The sequence below is a fragment of the Rhodoferax bucti genome (assembly GCF_005876985.1).
Classification (GTDB): Bacteria; Pseudomonadota; Gammaproteobacteria; order Burkholderiales; family Burkholderiaceae_C; genus Allorhodoferax; species Allorhodoferax bucti.
In genome coordinates this window covers 344,644-359,735 of sequence record NZ_VAHD01000003.1, presented here as the reverse complement: position 1 = coordinate 359,735, position 15,092 = coordinate 344,644, and the positions used below count along the sequence as shown (strand labels likewise).

Here is a 15,092-nt window from a genome sequence, read left to right as displayed (position 1 = left end):
ATATTCATTTCACCAAGCATTTGCTTTGTAAAAATAAATTCAACGACCCGAGGAAACCCCATGATTGAACGCAGCCTGTTTTCCCCCGACCACGAAGCCTTCCGCGACAGCTTCCGCAAATTTGTGGAGAAAGAAATCAGCCCCTTCCATGCCGAGTGGGAAGAGCAGGGTTATGTGGCGCGCGAGGTGTGGCGCAAAGCCGGAGAGAACGGGTTTTTGTGCATGTCCATGCCCGAGGCCTATGGCGGCTCGGAGGCGGACAAGCTGTATTCGGTGGTGCAGATGGAAGAGCTGGCGCGTGCCGGCACCACGGGCATAGGCTTCGGGCTGCACAGCGAAATTGTGGCGCCCTACATCCTCCACTACGGCACCGAGGCGCAGAAGGCCCGCTACCTGCCCAAACTCGCCAGCGGGGAAATGGTGGGCGCTATTGCCATGAGCGAGCCCGCCGCGGGCTCAGACTTGCAGGGCATCAAGGCTACTGCCTTGGAGCAGGCTGACGGCAGCTATGTGCTCAACGGCAGCAAGACCTTCATCACCAACGGCTGGCACGCGGACTTGGTGGTCGTGGTCGCCAAGACCAACCCGGCGGCAGGCGGCAAAGGCACCAGCCTGATGCTGGTGGAGCGCGGCATGTCGGGCTTTAGTGTGGGCAAGCGCCTCAAAAAAGTGGGCATGAAGGCACAAGACACCTCCGAGCTGTTTTTTGACAACGTGAAGCTGGGCCCTGAGCACTTGCTGGGCGGCAAAGCGCATGAAAACCGGGGTTTTATCTGCCTCATGGAGCAGCTGCCCTGGGAGCGCTTGCAGATTGCGATTGGTGCCGTTGCCTCGGCCCAAGCGGCCATCGACTGGACAGTGGACTACGTGAAAGAGCGCAAGGTGTTTGGCCAACCGGTGGCCAGCTTTCAGAACACCCGCTTCACCCTGGCGGAGCTGCAGACGGAGGTGCAGGTGGCCCGCGTATTTGTGGACAAATGCTGCGAGCTGATTTGCCAGGACAAGCTCGACACCGCCACGGCCAGCATGGCCAAGTACTGGACCACCGACCTGCAATGCAAGGTGATGGACGAATGCGTTCAGCTGTTTGGTGGCTACGGCTATATGTGGGAGTACCCGATTGCCCGCGCCTATGCCGATGCCCGCGTGCAGCGCATTTATGGCGGCACCAACGAGATCATGAAAGAAGTGATCACGCGGTCCATGGGCTTGGGCGCACGATAAGCGAGGCGGCCGTCAGGGCGGTGTGGCATTGGCGCGCGGGGCGAGGCCGAATTCGGCGGCCAGCTGGCGGTATTGGGTGACTTGCTCGTCCACCGCTTGCTCCAGCGGGCGCCCGGTGAGCCACACCGGGTTCATGCCGGCCCGGGCCAGGGCGCGTGCGGTGGCCGGCTGGTTGGCGGCTTTGCCGAGGGCGTCCACCCACTCTTTGTACTCGCGCTCCGGAGCCCCTGGCGCCATGTAAAGACCGCGCAGGATGGGCCACACCATGTCGTAGCCCTGCTCGCGCGCCGTGGGCACGCTGGCCCAGCGTCCGCCGAGCCGTTTGTCGGCCAGTACCGCCAACACGCGCACCGCCACGCCTTGCTCGATCTGGCGGCCCACCTCGGCGGCGTCGCCGGCCAGCACTTGCACATGGTTGTCGCCCAGTGCGGAGAGCGCTTCGCCACCCCCTTCAAACGCCACAAAACGCATCACCTTGTGGCTGACACCGGCTGCGCGGGCGAGCAGGGCGGCTTTCATCCAGTCCTGGCTACCAATAGAGCCGCCCGCACCAAAGACGATGCCGGCCGGCTGCGCGCGCAACGCCTCCAAAAGCTGTGGCAGCGATTTGTAGGGGGACTCACGCGAGACCGCCACCACGCCATAGTCCATGCCCACGGCGGCCACCCAGCGCACGCTGCGCGTGGTGTAGGGGCCGAAGCGGTTTTGGGCCAGGTTCAGCAGGGAGCCGGAAGAAAATGCCACCACCGTTTTGCCATCCGGCGCCGCTTGGTTGACCGTGGCTTTGAAGGCCAGCGCGCCTATGCCTCCGGGTTGGTAGGCAATCGTCAAGGGCGCACGGCCGCCGGTGGCTTGGGCGAGCATGTCCCGGGTGAGCTGGCAGGTCAGGTCGAAGCCTCCCCCCGGTTTGGCGGGGGCTACGCAGCGCCGCCCGTCGGCACTCGCAGCGTGGGCAGTACCGACGCAGGCCCCTAGCCATACCAGCGCACATGCCACGTAGGGTGGAGCAAAGCGCTTCATGCCGGCCACCTCAGGGTGGCGCACAGGCCGGGGTGCAACAGGGTGACGCTGAGTTGCCCGCCGTGGGCTTCCACCACCGAGCGGGCGATGGCCATGCCCAGGCCCGAGCCCTTGCTGTGGCGTCCTTTGACAAAGCGTTGGCCTACGCGTGCCAGCAGGTCTGCATCCATGCCATCTCCATCGTCCATGACTTGTAGTTGGTATTCCGTTGCGCTGTGGGCGGCAAGCAGGGTGACGGTGCCGTGGTCGCGCCCGTGCTGAATGGCGTTGTGGGTCAGATTGAGCAGGGCTTGGCGCAGCAAGCCGCGGTCGCCCGTGCAGGGCAGTGCGGCCTCCGGCGCCTCCACGCCCAAGTCCACCCCGCGTTCGCGGGCCAGGGGCATCAACTCCATGGCCACTTCGCGTGTCAGCGCACCAAGGTCAAACTGCTCGGATTGGGCCAGCCCGGTGTCACTGCGGGCCAGTGCCAGCAGTTGGTTGGTGGCCCGGATGGCGGCCTCCAGTGCATCAGACAAAGCCCGCAGCGCCAGTGCCTTGGCCGCCGGATCGCGCTCCCGCAAGATGTAGTCCAGCTGCGCGCGCAGCACGCTCAAGGGGGTGCGCAGTTGGTGCGATGCATCGTCTACAAAGCCACGTTGTTCGGCCATGAGCTCGTCGGTGCGTTGCAATTGTTGGTTGATGGCGTCGACCAAGGGGCGCACATCACTGGGCAAGTCTTGCACCGACAGGGGGCGCAAATCGTCGGCACGGCGCTCCGCCGTTTGGCGGGCTAGGCGGGACAGCGGGCGCAGGGCCAGCGGCAGCCCGACGAGCACCACCAGCACCATGGCGGCCAGAAACGCGATGTCGCGCAGCAGGCTGCGTTGTAAAAAACCGGCGGTGAACTGCTCGCGGGACGCCGTGCTCTCGGCCACCTGGATGACGACAAACCCGCTGTCCGAACTCTCCAGGGCTTGCGCCAGCGGGCGCATGAAGGCGCCTACGCGCACGGTCTCGCCGAAGTAGCGTGCATCGTAAAACTGCGGGTGCCCCGGCCGCAGTGGAAACGGTGGCGCCGGGAGGTCCGGGTTGCCTATTTCCACCAGACCATCCGCCGTGGCGACCCGGAAGTACACACTGCCGGTGGCGGTGAGCTGGAAAAATTCAAACAAACGGTAAGGCAGCTCGACTGCCAGCCCGCCGGACACGGTGGAGATGTTCAGGTCCAGCGCCTTGATGGCACCCAGGAGCGAGCGGTCGTACGCGGCATTGGCTGCAGCTGCGGCATCGCTGCGGGTCATCCACAAGTTGCTCGCAGTCACCAGTGCCATTGCGGGCAGCAGCAGGACGAGCAGGCGGACTTTAAGACTGGCCTGGTGAATCCGATTCCAGAACATAGCCCAGTCCCCGGTAGGTGTGGATGCGCACGCCGCTGTACTCCAGGCGTTTGCGCAGGCGGTGCAGCAGCATGTCGATGGCGCTGGGTTGCACATCGGACTCGTCGCTGAAGATGCGGTCCATCACCTGCTGGCGCGACAGGGGTTCCCCGCTGCGCATGATGAGGGCCTTGAGCAGTGCATGTTCACGGGGCGACAGTGAGAGGGTGCTGCCCTCCAGGGTGAACTGGCGGGTCACGGTGTCGAGGGCGAGGGGGCCGCAGGCGAAGCGGGGGTGTTCGCTGCCGCGTGCGCGCCGCACCAAGGCCGTGAGGCGGGCCTCCAGCTCGGCCAGTGCAAAGGGCTTGGCGAGGAAATCGTCCGCCCCCTGGTTCAGCGTGTTGACGCGCTCGGTGAGGGAATCGCGCGCGGTGAGTACCAGCACGGGCAGGCGGTTGTCCTGGCTGCGCAGGCTGCGCAAGATTTCGGTGCCGCTGCGTCCGGGCAGGCCGAGGTCCAGCACCAGGGCGTCGTAGTCGGTGTCGCTCAGGGCCTGGGCGACCAAGCGGCCGTCGTTGCGCCAATCGACCCGGTGGCCGCTCTGCTCCAGGGCTTTGCTGAGCCACTCGCCCAAGCTGTGTTCGTCCTCTGCCAACAGGATATGCATGCGCCGGATTATGGGTCAGCCCTTGCGGCGGTCTTGATAGGAAGTTGTTAGGTTGGCGCTTGCATCATGCGGGCCGCAAGTGTTTTTTGATTCTCACCATAACAAGGAGACCGACATGACTGATTTTTCCCTTAACCGTCGCCATTGGCTGGGTACTGGTGCCGCAGCCGCCGCCAGCCTTTGGCTGCCGCCCGCCTTTGCACAAGGCACCTGGCCCAACAAGCCGTTGCGGCTGGTGGTGCCGTTTGCGCCCGGGGGCAGCTCCGAAATTGTGGCGCGTGCGATTGCGGGCGAAATGGCCAAAACCATAGGCCAGAACGTGTTTGTGGAAAACAAGCCGGGCGCAGCGGGCAACATTGCCATGCAGGAAGTGGCCAACAACAGCGACGAGCATTCTTTCATCCTCGGGCATATCGGCACCTTGGCGGTGAACCCCTTTATCTTCCCCAAGCTGCCCTATGACGCCGACCGTGACTTCGCCCCGGTCACACTGATTTCCAAAGTGCCCAGCCTCTATGTGGTGCACCCGGAGCTGCCCATCCACAACCTCAAGGACTTTGTGGCCTATGCCAAGGCGCGGCCCGGTCAGCTGAACTATGGCTCGGCAGGCAATGGCAGCGCGGGGCATCTGGCGTTTGAGTACCTCAAGATGGTCAGCGGTACCTTCATGTTGCATGTGCCTTACCGTGGCACCGGCCCCATGCTGACTGACTTGATGGCAGGGCGCTTGCAGGCGGCTTCGGTGGGGGCGCCAGCATTGCTGGCGTTCATCAAGGCGGGCAAGCTGCGGTGCATAGCCACGGGTACTTCTGAGCGGCTGCCCCAGTTGCCGGATGTGCCCACCGTGGCCGAGCAGGGCTACAAGGGCTTTGAGATGACCCAGTGGTACGGCCTGCTGGCACCCAAAAAATGGGCCAAGCCGAACATCGACAAGCTTGAGGCCGAGGCCATCAAGGCGGCGCGTGGTACCGCAGTGAAAGACAAGCTCTCCCAAGAGACCGCCTTGGCTGTCGGCAACACAGGCAAAGAGTTCGACACCTTTATCAAGGCCGAGAAAGTCCGCTGGAAGGCTGTGATCGAGCGCGCCCAGATCAAGCCCGATGGTTTGAGCTGAGCTCTTCCTCCCCCCGTTCTTCCATAAGCAGCAGCCCGATTTCGGGCTGCTGTGGGTGCGTGCCCGACATGGGCACGGATGCATTGTTTTTTATTTCAAAGGTTGAATGTGATTCTTCACAGCCAAAAAGACTTCTACTCCGGCCTGATGTTCAGCGTGGTCGGTGGCAGCTTTGCCATGGGCGCCAGCGGCTACCAGATCGGCACCGGCGCGCGCATGGGCCCGGGCTACTTCCCGCTCATCCTGGGGCTGATGCTTACCGTACTGGGCTGTGCCATCGCAGCTAAGAGCATGCTCACCCCCACGCCGGATGGCGACAAAATAGGCAAATTCGCTTGGAAGCCGCTCTTCTTCATCATTGCCGCCAACCTCGTGTTCGGCGCCTGCATCGGTGGCCTGCCCATCATTGGCTTGAAACCTCTGGGCCTGATCGTAGGCATCTATTTGCTCACCTACATCGCCAGCCACGCCGGTGAAGAACACAACTTCAAGGAAGTGGCGGTTCTTGCCACCATCCTGGCCGCACTGAGTTTTGTTGCCTTCATCCTCCTCCTCAAGCTGCAGTTCCCCGTCTGGCCTGCGTACTTCACCGCCTGATCACCGCCTACTGAGACTGCACCATGGAACTCTTTGAACACCTCTCCTTAGGTTTTGGTGTGGCCTTCACCGGCCAGAACCTGATCTACGCCTTCATCGGCTGTCTGCTGGGCACTTTGATCGGGGTACTCCCCGGCATCGGCCCCTTGGCCACCATCGCCATGCTCTTGCCCGCTACCTATGCCTTGCCTCCTGTGGCGGCCTTGATCATGCTCGCCGGTATCTACTACGGCGCCCAGTACGGTGGATCCACTACCGCCATTCTGGTGAACCTGCCCGGCGAGTCTTCCTCGGTGGTCACGGTGATTGACGGCTACCAGATGGCCCGTAACGGGCGAGCCGGTCCTGCGCTGGCAGCTGCCGGCCTGGGTTCCTTCTTCGCCGGTTGCGTGGGTACCTTGATCCTGGCGGCCTTTGCAGGCCCCTTGACCGAACTGGCCTTCAAGTTCGGCCCTGCCGAATACTTCAGCCTGATGATTCTGGGCCTGATCGGTGCAGTGGTGCTGGCTTCGGGCTCCTTGCTCAAGGCCATTGCCATGATTGTTCTGGGTCTCTTGCTGGGCATGGTGGGCACCGATGTGAACTCCGGGGTGGCCCGTTTCAGCTTTGATATTCCGGAACTCACCGACGGTATCGGCTTCATCGTGATCGCCATGGGCGTGTTCGGCTACGGAGAAATCATCAGCAACCTGGCCAAGAGCGAGAGTGAACGTGAAGTCTTCTCGGCCTCCGTCTCCGGTCTCTTGCCCACCAAGGAAGACTTCAAGAACATGTTTCCTGCGGTTCTGCGGGGTACTGCTTTAGGCTCCTTGCTGGGTATCCTGCCAGGTGGCGGTGCGGTGATGGCGGCCTTTGCGGCCTACACCCTGGAGAAGAAGACCAAGCTCAACCCCGGTGAAGTACCTTTCGGCAAGGGCAACATCCGTGGGGTAGCAGCACCTGAAGCGGCCAACAACGCAGGAAGCCAGACGTCTTTCATTCCCTTGCTGACCCTGGGTATCCCCCCCAATGCGGTGATGGCTTTGATGGTGGGTGCGATGACCATCCACAACATCCAGCCCGGACCGCAGGTGATGACGAGTAACCCCGAGCTCTTCTGGGGTCTGATTGCCTCCATGTGGATCGGCAACCTGATGCTGGTGATCCTGAACCTGCCGCTCATCGGTATCTGGATCAAGCTCTTGACCGTGCCTTACCGCTGGCTCTTTCCCTCCATCGTGCTGTTCTGTGCGATCGGGGTGTATTCGACCAACAACAACACCTTCGATATCTGGATGGTGGGCTTGTTCGGGGTGATTGGCTATCTCTTCATCAAGCTGGGGACGGAGCCTGCTCCGCTGCTCTTGGGCTTCATTCTGGGGCCGATGATGGAGGAGTATCTGCGCCGGGCGCTCTTGCTGTCCCGCGGGGACTGGAGTGTGTTTGTGACACGGCCGCTGTCTGCGAGCCTGTTGGTGGCGGCTCTGGCGCTTCTGGTGATTGTGCTGCTGCCTTCTGTCAAGGCTAAGCGCGAGGAGGCTTTTGTGGAGGATTGAGGTGGCGGCGGCCACTATCATCGCCGCATGACGTTTGATGCATTGTTTCTTTTGGCGGGCTTGGCAGCTTTTCTGGTGGGCCTGTCCAAAGGTGGTTTACCCGCAGTCGGCATGCTGGCCGTACCGATTCTTTCCATGGCCATGTCACCGGTGCAAGCGGCGGTGCTTTTGCTGCCGATTTTTGTGATCTCAGACGTGGCCGGTGTGTGGCTGTACCGACATGTCTACAGCGCAACCAATTTGAAAATATTGATTCCCGCCGGTATCGCGGGTGTGGGCGTGGGATGGGCCACTGCTTCCATGGTGTCGGATCGGGCCATCATGCTCATGATTGGCCTGGTGGGGGTCGGCTTCTGCCTGAACCTGTGGCTGCGCGATCAGAGTTCGGCAGTGGCCCAGCCGCCGCGTACCGGCAAGGGCTGGTTTTGGGGCATGTTGGCTGGTTTCACCAGCTTTATTTCCCACGCGGGTGCACCGCCGTATCAGGTTTACATGCTGCCGCAAAAGCTGCCCAAAGCGGCGTTTGCCGGCACCTCCACCATTGTGTTCGCGGTGATTAACGCGGCCAAAATCATCCCCTACCAAAACCTGCGGCCGTACTCTGGCGAGTCGCTGCACTATGCGGCGTGGCTGGTGCCGTTTGCGCTGGTCGGTGCGGTGCTTGGTGTGTACCTGACCCGCCGATTGGCAGACCAGTGGTTCTACCGTATCGTGCAAGTGAGTTTGTTTGTGGTGTCTGTCAAATTGATTGTGGACGCCTTGTTTGTGGCCCATTGAAGGAGTGCACCGATGTCCACACACTCTCCCGAATTCGCATTGACGTTAGAGCGCACCTTGGTTGCGCCGCGCGCCGCAGTGTGGCGCTGCTGGACAGAGCCCGCCTTGTTGTGCCAGTGGTTTTGCCCCAAGCCTTGGGGTGTGAGCCATGCGGAGATCGAGTTGCATGCGGGAGGCCGTTTTTTCACCCATATGGTGGGGCCTAATGGTGAGCAAGCGCCGAACGCCGGTGTGTTTCTGACAGTGGACACGGGCCGCCAACTGGTGTTTACGGACGCCTTTGTCAGTGCCTGGGTGCCCAGTGGCAAACCGTTCATGGTGGGGGAAATTACGCTGTCGGATGCCCCGGAGGGCGGTACCCACTACCTGGCACGCGCGCTGCATTGGTCGGAAGCCGACCAGAAACAGCACGAGGCCATGGGCTTTCATGAAGGGTGGGCGGCTGCTGCCCGACAACTGGAGGCCTTGGCTACCAGCTTATGAATGCATTTGGTTTTCCGGTCCGGGTGTACTGGGAAGACACCGACGCTGGCGGCGTGGTGTTCTATGCCAATTACCTGAAGTTTTTTGAGCGTGCCCGCACCGAATGGTTACGGGCCGCAGGGGTGGGTCAACAACAACTGCGTGAGGACACCGGTGCCATGTTTGTGGTGGCGGAAGTTAGCACCCGTTACCTCAGCGCCGCAAAGCTGGACGACATGCTGCACATCACCGTACGTGTTGAAGAACAGGGCGCCGCCAGCATGGTGATTGCGCAAGAGGCGTGGCGTGGGGATACCTTGTTGGCGCAAGGCCGTATCCGCATTGGCTGCGTGCAGGCTGCCAGCTTGAAACCCTGCCGCATACCGAAGCAGGTGCTGGCCGCGCTTTCGGTGGCCGATTCAGCTGCCTGAGCCCTGCGCCGGCCCAAAGCCGAACAGGCGGACCGGGTTGTCCCACATCATTTTTTGCAGGTCCTCTGGCCCAAACCATTGGGCTGCCAGTTGCAGCAGGGTGCCGTAGTCCATGCGGTAGGGTGCCCGCAAAAAGGGCCAGTCAGACGCCCACAGGCAGCGGTCGGCACCAAACACGGCATGCATGCGCTGGGCGTGCTGCCGGCTATCCTCAAACGGGTAGGCTTGCTCTGAAAACTTGGCAAAGCCCGAGAGCTTGATCACCGATTTGCCGTCAGACGCCAGCTGTTCCAGTGCGCGCTGTCCCGGGCTGTGGGGGCCGTCTTTCAGGTCCGGGCGCCCGCAGTGGTCGATCAATACCTTGACGCCAGTGGTTTGAATCATGGGGAGCAGGTCGAGCAGCTGGTCTTTGGTGACCTGAATTTGAGCCCACATGTCCAGGCTGGCCAACCGGTGCAGCAGTGGCTCGATGTCGGCGTAATACCCGAAGCCATGCAGTGCTACGTTGAATGCCACACCCAAGATGCCGGCGTCCCGTAATCCGCGCAGCTCATGGGATGTCGCGCCATTGGGCACGACGGCGATGCCTTTGAAGCGGCCTTCCCCAAGTGCGATAGCGTCGAGCAAACAGCGATTGTCCAGCCCATAACCGGAATTGGGGCCTACCAACACAGCGTGCCGCACACCGTAGGCTTGCAACACGTGGGTGAAGTAATCTGCTGTGCCCAGTTCGTGGCCGCTGGGGTGGTAGGCGATATCCTGGCCGTAGGGAAAACGTGCCGGCTCAAACACATGGCAGTGGCTGTCGATTTTCGGTAGCTCAAAGAGGTGCATAGGGGTGTGTTCTGATTCGTCGCAGTGGGCTGCGGCTAGCGTTGACGCGGATACTGCTGCTCCAGCGCTGTCAGGGTGGCTTCTTTTTCTTGCCACAGTGCGGCAACCCAGGCGGCAAAGTCGGCGCGGAATGCGGCGTCCTGGCCGTAATCGCCCAGGCACAAGGCCGCCGGTACGGGCACAGACCGGGCACGGACCACAACACGACGCACCCGTCCGCACAAAAAATCCCAGAAGGTGGGAATGCCGTCGGGGTAATAAATCGTCACATCCAGAATGCTGTGAAACTTGCTCCCCATGGCCTGCAGCGCCAGGGCCAAGCCGCCGGCTTTGGGCTTGAGCAGGTGCGGGTAGGGCGATTGCTGGCGGGCGTGTTTGGCGGGGGTGAAGCGCGTGCCCTCCAGAAAGTTCATCACGCTGGTGGGAATCAGCGCAAACTTTTCGCACGCCTTGCGGGTGGTCTCCTGGTCTTTGCCCCGCATCTCGGGGTGCTTCTTTAAATAGGCTTCGCTGTGCCGGCGCATGAACGGAAACTCCAGGGCCCACCAGGCCAGGCCCATCACCGGCACCCAGATCAGCTGCTGCTTGAGGAAAAACTTGAGCAAGGGAATGCGCCGGTTCAGCAGGTGCTGCAGCACAAAAATGTCGACCCAGCTTTGGTGGTTGCTGCTAACCATGGTCCAGCTGTCTGCCCGCAGGCCGTCCAAGCCCTGCACGTCCCACACGGTGCGCTGCGTCAGGGCCATCCAGCCGCTGTTGCAGCTGATCCATCCCTCTGCAATCGCCAGGATGACGGGGTCTAGCCGCAGCCGCACGGCTCTCAACGGCAGCAGTAGCTTGATGGCCGCCAACACCAGCAGAATGGGCACCCAGAAGAAAATATTGATGACCAGCAGCAAGCTGGCTATGCAGCCAACCAAGAGCGGGGGAAGAAAGTTCAGCATACAAACCTCAGTGGAAGCAGTTGCACAAGGGAGCTGCTTTGCGCTATGAAATCAATAGCTGCTCACGCAGATTTGGCGGGCGCTAGGGGCGGTATTTCTTCGTAAAAGCAGACGTTGTTGCGCCCCCGCTGCTTGGCGCAGTACATGGCCACGTCGGCTTTTTTCAGTACTTCGGAAGACGTGGTGGGCGCCCCCGCAAACAAGGTAACCCCGATGCTCGGTGTGGTGGTGTGCGGCGTGTCTTTGAGCAGGTAGGTTTCGTTCAGGCTCGCCAGAATTTTGGAGCCCACCATGGAGGCATGCAGGCGTGCGCCCTCGAGGTCGGCCCCGAGGTTCTGGATGAGCACCACAAACTCATCACCGCCCAGGCGGGCCACGGTGTCGACCGCACGGATGCCGTTTTGCAAGCGCCGCGCGACCTCTTGCAGCAGCAGGTCGCCCATGTCGTGTCCGCGGGTGTCGTTGAGCTCTTTGAAACGGTCCAGGTCCAGAAACATCAGCGCGCCATGCTCCTGGTTGCGCTGGCTGTGGCCGATCGCAATCTGCAAGCGGTCCATCAACAAACGCCGGTTGGGCAGGCCAGTCAGCGTGTCGTGGAAGGCGAGGTGGCGTATGGCCTCTTCCGCCTGTTTGCGCTCGGTGATGTCGCGGGCAATGGCAATAAACCGGAGCTCTTCATCGCCCACCGCCGGCTTGCGCACGACCGAGAGCTCAAACCACAGCTTGCCCGCAGGCAGCTCCAGGCTGTATTGCATGCCGTCCGAGCGACCTTCGTGGGCTGCCTCGTGCAGCGCCGACATGCAGGCCGCCGCCGCTTCTCGCGGCAGCACTTCCTGGATGGTGCGACCTATCAGCATCTCGGGGGAGCGGGGCAGCATGGCCGTGTTTTGGCTGTGTACCGCGCGGTAGTGCCCTTGGGCGCTGAACTCGAACAGCAAGTCGGGCAGGGCGTCCAGCGTGGCCTGTAATTCCGCTTGGGTGGCGCGCAGGTTTTCTTCTGCCCGTTTGCGGCTGGTGATGTCCATCAGCGTACCCACCATGCGCAGCGGCGTGCCGTCCTTGCGGATTTGCACCACCTTGCCACGGCTGCTGAGCCAGATCCAGCTGCCATCGCGGTGCTGGGCGCGGTACTCGGTTTGGTAAGCATCGCTATGGCCTTGCAGATGACTTCGCAGGGCCTGGGCGACGTGGGCCATGTCGTCGGGATGCACAAATTGGCTCCACACGCGGGCCATGTCGGTTTCCGAGGCGGGGCGCCCCAGCATGGCGCAGGCGCGACCATCCATGTGGTAGCCGGCATCCACACTCAGGTCGTGGTCCCAGCGGCCCAAATCGGCGCCCATAATGGCCAGCTCCAGCTGCTCGGTGGTGTCCCGCAGCAGGGTTTCGGCGTCTTTGCGCGCCTGGATGTTGCGGGAAATACCCAGCACCCCGATGGTTTTGCCCTGCGCATCCCGCATGGGGGTCTTGCTGACTTCAAAAAGTGCGCCGTGCGGGTTGATTTGGGTGGCGGTGTTTTCTTCGAACGTGACAGTGCGCCCGGCTTGCAACGCCCATTGGTCTGAGAGCAAAAAGCCGTGGGCCACTTGCTCGTCCACCCAGTGCGCATCGCGGGTGCCGATGACGTCCTGCGGCTCCATGCCCAGCGCGGCGGCGAATGCGTCGTTGCAGGTCACGTACACCCCCTCCAGGTCTTTCACCCAAATCTGGTCGGGAATGGTGAGGAGCACATTGCGCAGCATGGCTTCGCTTTTGCGCAAGGCAGAGCGGGCTTTGCGCTCCAGGGTGATGTCTTCGATGGTGCCTTCGTATTGCAGCACCTGGCCCTGTGCGTCGGTGAGGGCGTGGGCATGTTCGCGTACCCAGACGCGCTTGCCGTCGCTCAGGCGCACCATTTCGGACACGAAATCGCTCACCTTGCCGTGGCGCTGCATCTCTTGGGCAAAGTCGCGGTGACGCAGCGGGTTGGCGTAGGGATTGAAGGGCCGGCCTTGCAAGATGTCATGCAGGTGGGCCATGGTGTTCAGGCGGTGCAGTTCCAGAAAGGCCTGGTTGACCTGCAGGATGTGCCCCTCCACCGAGACCCGGTAGGCCCCGATCGGCAGATGCTCAAAGAGCGAGGAGGACTCCGGCCTGGATTGCACCTGGGCGTCTCCCGGCCCTTATTTCAGGCTGCCGGACAGGAACTGGGCCAAGCGCTCGCTCTTGGGCGCGCTCAGCACCTGGGCGGGGTGGCCTTGCTCTTCGATCAAGCCTTTGTGCAAGAAGATCAGGTGGTTAGACACCTCGCGCGCAAAGCCCATCTCGTGGGTGACCACCACCATGGTGCGGCCTTCCTCGGCCAGGCTCTTCATCACCCGCAGCACTTCGGACACCAGCTCCGGGTCCAGTGCGCTGGTGGGCTCGTCAAAGAGCATCACCTCAGGCTCCACCGCCAGGGCGCGCGCAATCGCCACGCGCTGTTGCTGGCCACCGCTCATGTGGGCAGGGTAGCGGTCTTCCACATTGGACAGACCCACCTTGGCCAGGTACTTGCGCGCAGTGGCAATGGCTTCGTCTTTGGGCACGCCCAGCACGTGTACCGGCACTTCAATGATGTTCTCCAGCACCGTCATGTGGGCCCAGAGGTTGAAGTGCTGGAACACCATGGCCAGCTTGGTGCGCAGACGCTGCAGTTGTTTGGGGTCTTTGGCCACCAGCTCACCGGTGGGGCCGGTGACCAGGGCCAGCTCTTCGCCCGCGACGTTGATGCGCCCCTGGTGCGGCTTCTCCAGCATGTTGATGCAGCGCAAAAAGGTGCTTTTGCCCGAGCCGGAGCTGCCGATGATGCTGATCACATCGCCGGCATGGGCAGACAGGGACACACCTTTGAGCACTTCGTTGCTGCCGAAGCGCTTGTGGATGTTTTCGACCTGGAGTTTGAGGGGCTTGGTGTCGGTCATGGTCAATGGGGCTTGTCAGGGGCGGTCTGGTGAGCGGGCTAGTTTGATGGCATTCAAGCGCCCAGCAACTCACCGGTTCGGAAGGCGGTAGCGCCGGCAATCTTGCCGATTTCGGCGCCGGCATGGGCGTAGCGGTCACGCACCCGGGCGTAAAAAACACCAGCAACACCGGCATGCACTGCATGGCGCGTGTTCTCCAGCGGGTTGATGACTTCGGCCACCAAATCACCCACCTGCAGGGTCTGGCCGACGTCTGCGGTGTACACCACCACGCCGGGTACCGGCGTGCGCAGTGTTTCAGAACCCGCCAGCGGCGTGGGCTGTGCGGCGGGTGCGGGGATGGATACAGGTGCCGTGCTTTGCACGGTGCCGGTGTGCACCAAAAAGTCGAACACGGCCTGGGCATCTGCTTGTGCCCACGCGTGGGTCACGTCGGCCTCGCCGCGCAACTCCACGGTGGTGCTGTTGCACCCCTGGGGCAGGGGCACCTGTATGCCTTCGGCGGCCAAACGGTCTGCCAACTGCCACCAAGCGCCGGAGAGGCACTCGTCAAATGGGCCACTGCCTGAGTTGCGCGCCAGCAAAATGGCCTGGGCTTGCAGCAGGTGGGCCAGGGGTTCGAGCTGGGGCCAGCACGGTTCTTCGGTGTAGAAGTGCATCACGCCTTCGCAGTCGCAGTGCAGGTCAATCACATGGTCGGCATCATGTGCCAGCAGCAGCAGGGTGCGGCGCAGGCTTTGCAGCTCGGTCGCGGGTTGCCACTGTTGCAGGTAACGCCCCATGGCCTGACGCACGGTGGCCACATTGCCAGCCGCGTCCTGCGTGAGCTGGGTTTTAACGGTGTCAAACACCTCTTTGGCCAGGTCGGGGTAGTGGCGGTTGAAGTTCTCCGAGCTGTCTAGCTCAAAGCGCCCCATGGGTTTGTGGTCAATGCGCTGGGCCAGCCCAATCGGGTTGGCCACCGGCACCAGAATGACTTCACCCCGGATGCGGCCTGCGGCTTCCGCCCCGTCCAGCAGGGCACGCAAGTGGAAGGCGGCCAGCATGCCCGGCAGCTCTTCGGCGTGCAGGCTGGCCTGGATGTACACCTTGGGCGCAGCACCCGCCTGGCCGTAGTGAAAACTGCTCAGGCTGCGGTGGCTCCCCAGGCTGTTGGAGAGCAGCGTGTGGTCTTTGCGTTGCATGGTGCT

At 62.3% G+C, this 15,092-nt stretch carries 15 protein-coding genes; 7 read left to right on the top strand and 8 right to left on the bottom strand.

All coding sequences use genetic code 11. The annotated features are described in order from the left end of the window. The first annotated feature begins 60 nt into the window (after positions 1-60). A complete protein-coding gene (locus tag FDM28_RS12700) occupies positions 61-1,224 on the top strand; it encodes an acyl-CoA dehydrogenase family protein (RefSeq protein WP_138515632.1) in 1,164 nt (387 codons plus the stop codon). A 12-nt stretch (positions 1,225-1,236) separates the two neighbouring features. Here FDM28_RS12700 and FDM28_RS12695 read toward each other — a convergent pair whose 3' ends face one another. From FDM28_RS12695 to FDM28_RS12685, 3 genes are read right to left on the bottom strand one after another with little or no spacing between them, the layout of a single operon-like run. Then, complete coding sequence (locus tag FDM28_RS12695) at positions 1,237-2,244, bottom strand: tripartite tricarboxylate transporter substrate binding protein (protein WP_138515630.1); 1,008 nt, start codon at positions 2,242-2,244, stop codon at positions 1,237-1,239. Continuing rightward, positions 2,241-3,620 (bottom strand): sensor histidine kinase, encoded by a 1,380-nt coding sequence (locus FDM28_RS12690; protein WP_138515628.1) that lies wholly within the window; start codon positions 3,618-3,620, stop codon positions 2,241-2,243. Before FDM28_RS12690 ends, FDM28_RS12695 begins: the two co-directional genes overlap by 4 nt. Then, the gene (locus FDM28_RS12685) at positions 3,586-4,266 is read right to left on the bottom strand and encodes a response regulator transcription factor (RefSeq protein WP_138515626.1); all 681 of its coding nucleotides are present in this window, start codon (positions 4,264-4,266) and stop codon (positions 3,586-3,588) included. The genes FDM28_RS12690 and FDM28_RS12685 overlap by 35 nt, the downstream gene beginning before the upstream one ends. A gap of 115 nt (positions 4,267-4,381) precedes the next feature. On the opposite strand from FDM28_RS12685, the gene FDM28_RS12680 reads away from it, so the two are divergent. From FDM28_RS12680 to ybgC, 6 genes are all read left to right on the top strand, one after another. Continuing rightward, on the top strand, positions 4,382-5,380 hold the full coding sequence (locus FDM28_RS12680) for a Bug family tripartite tricarboxylate transporter substrate binding protein (protein ID WP_138515624.1): 999 nt from the start codon (positions 4,382-4,384) through the stop codon (positions 5,378-5,380). Positions 5,381-5,488: 108 nt separating this feature from the next. Then, complete coding sequence (locus FDM28_RS12675; protein WP_138515622.1) at positions 5,489-5,977, top strand: tripartite tricarboxylate transporter TctB family protein; 489 nt, start codon at positions 5,489-5,491, stop codon at positions 5,975-5,977. 23 nt (positions 5,978-6,000) lie between these two features. Further along, entirely contained in the window at positions 6,001-7,512 is a 1,512-nt protein-coding gene (locus FDM28_RS12670; protein ID WP_138515620.1) for a tripartite tricarboxylate transporter permease, read from the top strand. Positions 7,513-7,539: 27 nt separating this feature from the next. After that, positions 7,540-8,289 carry a sulfite exporter TauE/SafE family protein gene (locus FDM28_RS12665; protein WP_138515618.1) on the top strand — a complete coding sequence of 250 codons (750 nt, stop codon included), beginning with the start codon at positions 7,540-7,542 and terminating at the stop codon, positions 8,287-8,289. 12 nt (positions 8,290-8,301) lie between these two features. After that, the gene (locus FDM28_RS12660; RefSeq protein ID WP_138515616.1) at positions 8,302-8,772 is read left to right on the top strand and encodes an SRPBCC family protein; all 471 of its coding nucleotides are present in this window, start codon (positions 8,302-8,304) and stop codon (positions 8,770-8,772) included. Beyond that, positions 8,769-9,182 (top strand): tol-pal system-associated acyl-CoA thioesterase, encoded by a 414-nt coding sequence (gene ybgC, locus FDM28_RS12655; protein WP_138515614.1) that lies wholly within the window; start codon positions 8,769-8,771, stop codon positions 9,180-9,182. The genes FDM28_RS12660 and ybgC overlap by 4 nt, the downstream gene beginning before the upstream one ends. On the opposite strand, the gene FDM28_RS12650 is transcribed toward ybgC, so the two are convergent. The 5 genes from FDM28_RS12650 to FDM28_RS12630 form a co-directional block, all read right to left on the bottom strand. Then, positions 9,171-10,016 carry an amidohydrolase family protein gene (locus FDM28_RS12650; protein ID WP_138515612.1) on the bottom strand — a complete coding sequence of 282 codons (846 nt, stop codon included), beginning with the start codon at positions 10,014-10,016 and terminating at the stop codon, positions 9,171-9,173. The two genes, ybgC and FDM28_RS12650, sit on opposite strands and share 12 nt — an antisense overlap. Before the next feature lie 35 nt (positions 10,017-10,051). Further along, positions 10,052-10,960, bottom strand: coding sequence for an acyltransferase (locus FDM28_RS12645; protein ID WP_138515610.1), 909 nt, complete (start codon positions 10,958-10,960; stop codon positions 10,052-10,054). Between the two features lie 62 nt (positions 10,961-11,022). Next, the gene (locus FDM28_RS12640) at positions 11,023-13,104 is read right to left on the bottom strand and encodes a PAS domain S-box protein (RefSeq protein WP_138515608.1); all 2,082 of its coding nucleotides are present in this window, start codon (positions 13,102-13,104) and stop codon (positions 11,023-11,025) included. A gap of 18 nt (positions 13,105-13,122) precedes the next feature. Next, a complete protein-coding gene (locus FDM28_RS12635; protein WP_138515606.1) occupies positions 13,123-13,902 on the bottom strand; it encodes an ABC transporter ATP-binding protein in 780 nt (259 codons plus the stop codon). A gap of 53 nt (positions 13,903-13,955) precedes the next feature. Next, positions 13,956-15,086 (bottom strand): succinylglutamate desuccinylase/aspartoacylase family protein, encoded by a 1,131-nt coding sequence (locus FDM28_RS12630; RefSeq protein ID WP_138515604.1) that lies wholly within the window; start codon positions 15,084-15,086, stop codon positions 13,956-13,958. Positions 15,087-15,092: the final 6 nt, after the last annotated feature.

Coding starts and splice junctions, on each gene's coding strand:
- FDM28_RS12700 (WP_138515632.1), top strand. CDS start 61: ATGATTGAACGCAGCCTGTTTTCCCCCGACCACGAAGCCTTCCGCGAC.
- FDM28_RS12695 (WP_138515630.1), bottom strand. CDS start 2,244: ATGAAGCGCTTTGCTCCACCCTACGTGGCATGTGCGCTGGTATGGCTA.
- FDM28_RS12690 (WP_138515628.1), bottom strand. CDS start 3,620: ATGTTCTGGAATCGGATTCACCAGGCCAGTCTTAAAGTCCGCCTGCTC.
- FDM28_RS12685 (WP_138515626.1), bottom strand. CDS start 4,266: ATGCATATCCTGTTGGCAGAGGACGAACACAGCTTGGGCGAGTGGCTC.
- FDM28_RS12680 (WP_138515624.1), top strand. CDS start 4,382: ATGACTGATTTTTCCCTTAACCGTCGCCATTGGCTGGGTACTGGTGCC.
- FDM28_RS12670 (WP_138515620.1), top strand. CDS start 6,001: ATGGAACTCTTTGAACACCTCTCCTTAGGTTTTGGTGTGGCCTTCACC.
- FDM28_RS12665 (WP_138515618.1), top strand. CDS start 7,540: ATGACGTTTGATGCATTGTTTCTTTTGGCGGGCTTGGCAGCTTTTCTG.
- FDM28_RS12660 (WP_138515616.1), top strand. CDS start 8,302: ATGTCCACACACTCTCCCGAATTCGCATTGACGTTAGAGCGCACCTTG.
- ybgC (WP_138515614.1), top strand. CDS start 8,769: ATGAATGCATTTGGTTTTCCGGTCCGGGTGTACTGGGAAGACACCGAC.
- FDM28_RS12650 (WP_138515612.1), bottom strand. CDS start 10,016: ATGCACCTCTTTGAGCTACCGAAAATCGACAGCCACTGCCATGTGTTT.
- FDM28_RS12645 (WP_138515610.1), bottom strand. CDS start 10,960: ATGCTGAACTTTCTTCCCCCGCTCTTGGTTGGCTGCATAGCCAGCTTG.
- FDM28_RS12635 (WP_138515606.1), bottom strand. CDS start 13,902: ATGACCGACACCAAGCCCCTCAAACTCCAGGTCGAAAACATCCACAAG.
- FDM28_RS12630 (WP_138515604.1), bottom strand. CDS start 15,086: ATGCAACGCAAAGACCACACGCTGCTCTCCAACAGCCTGGGGAGCCAC.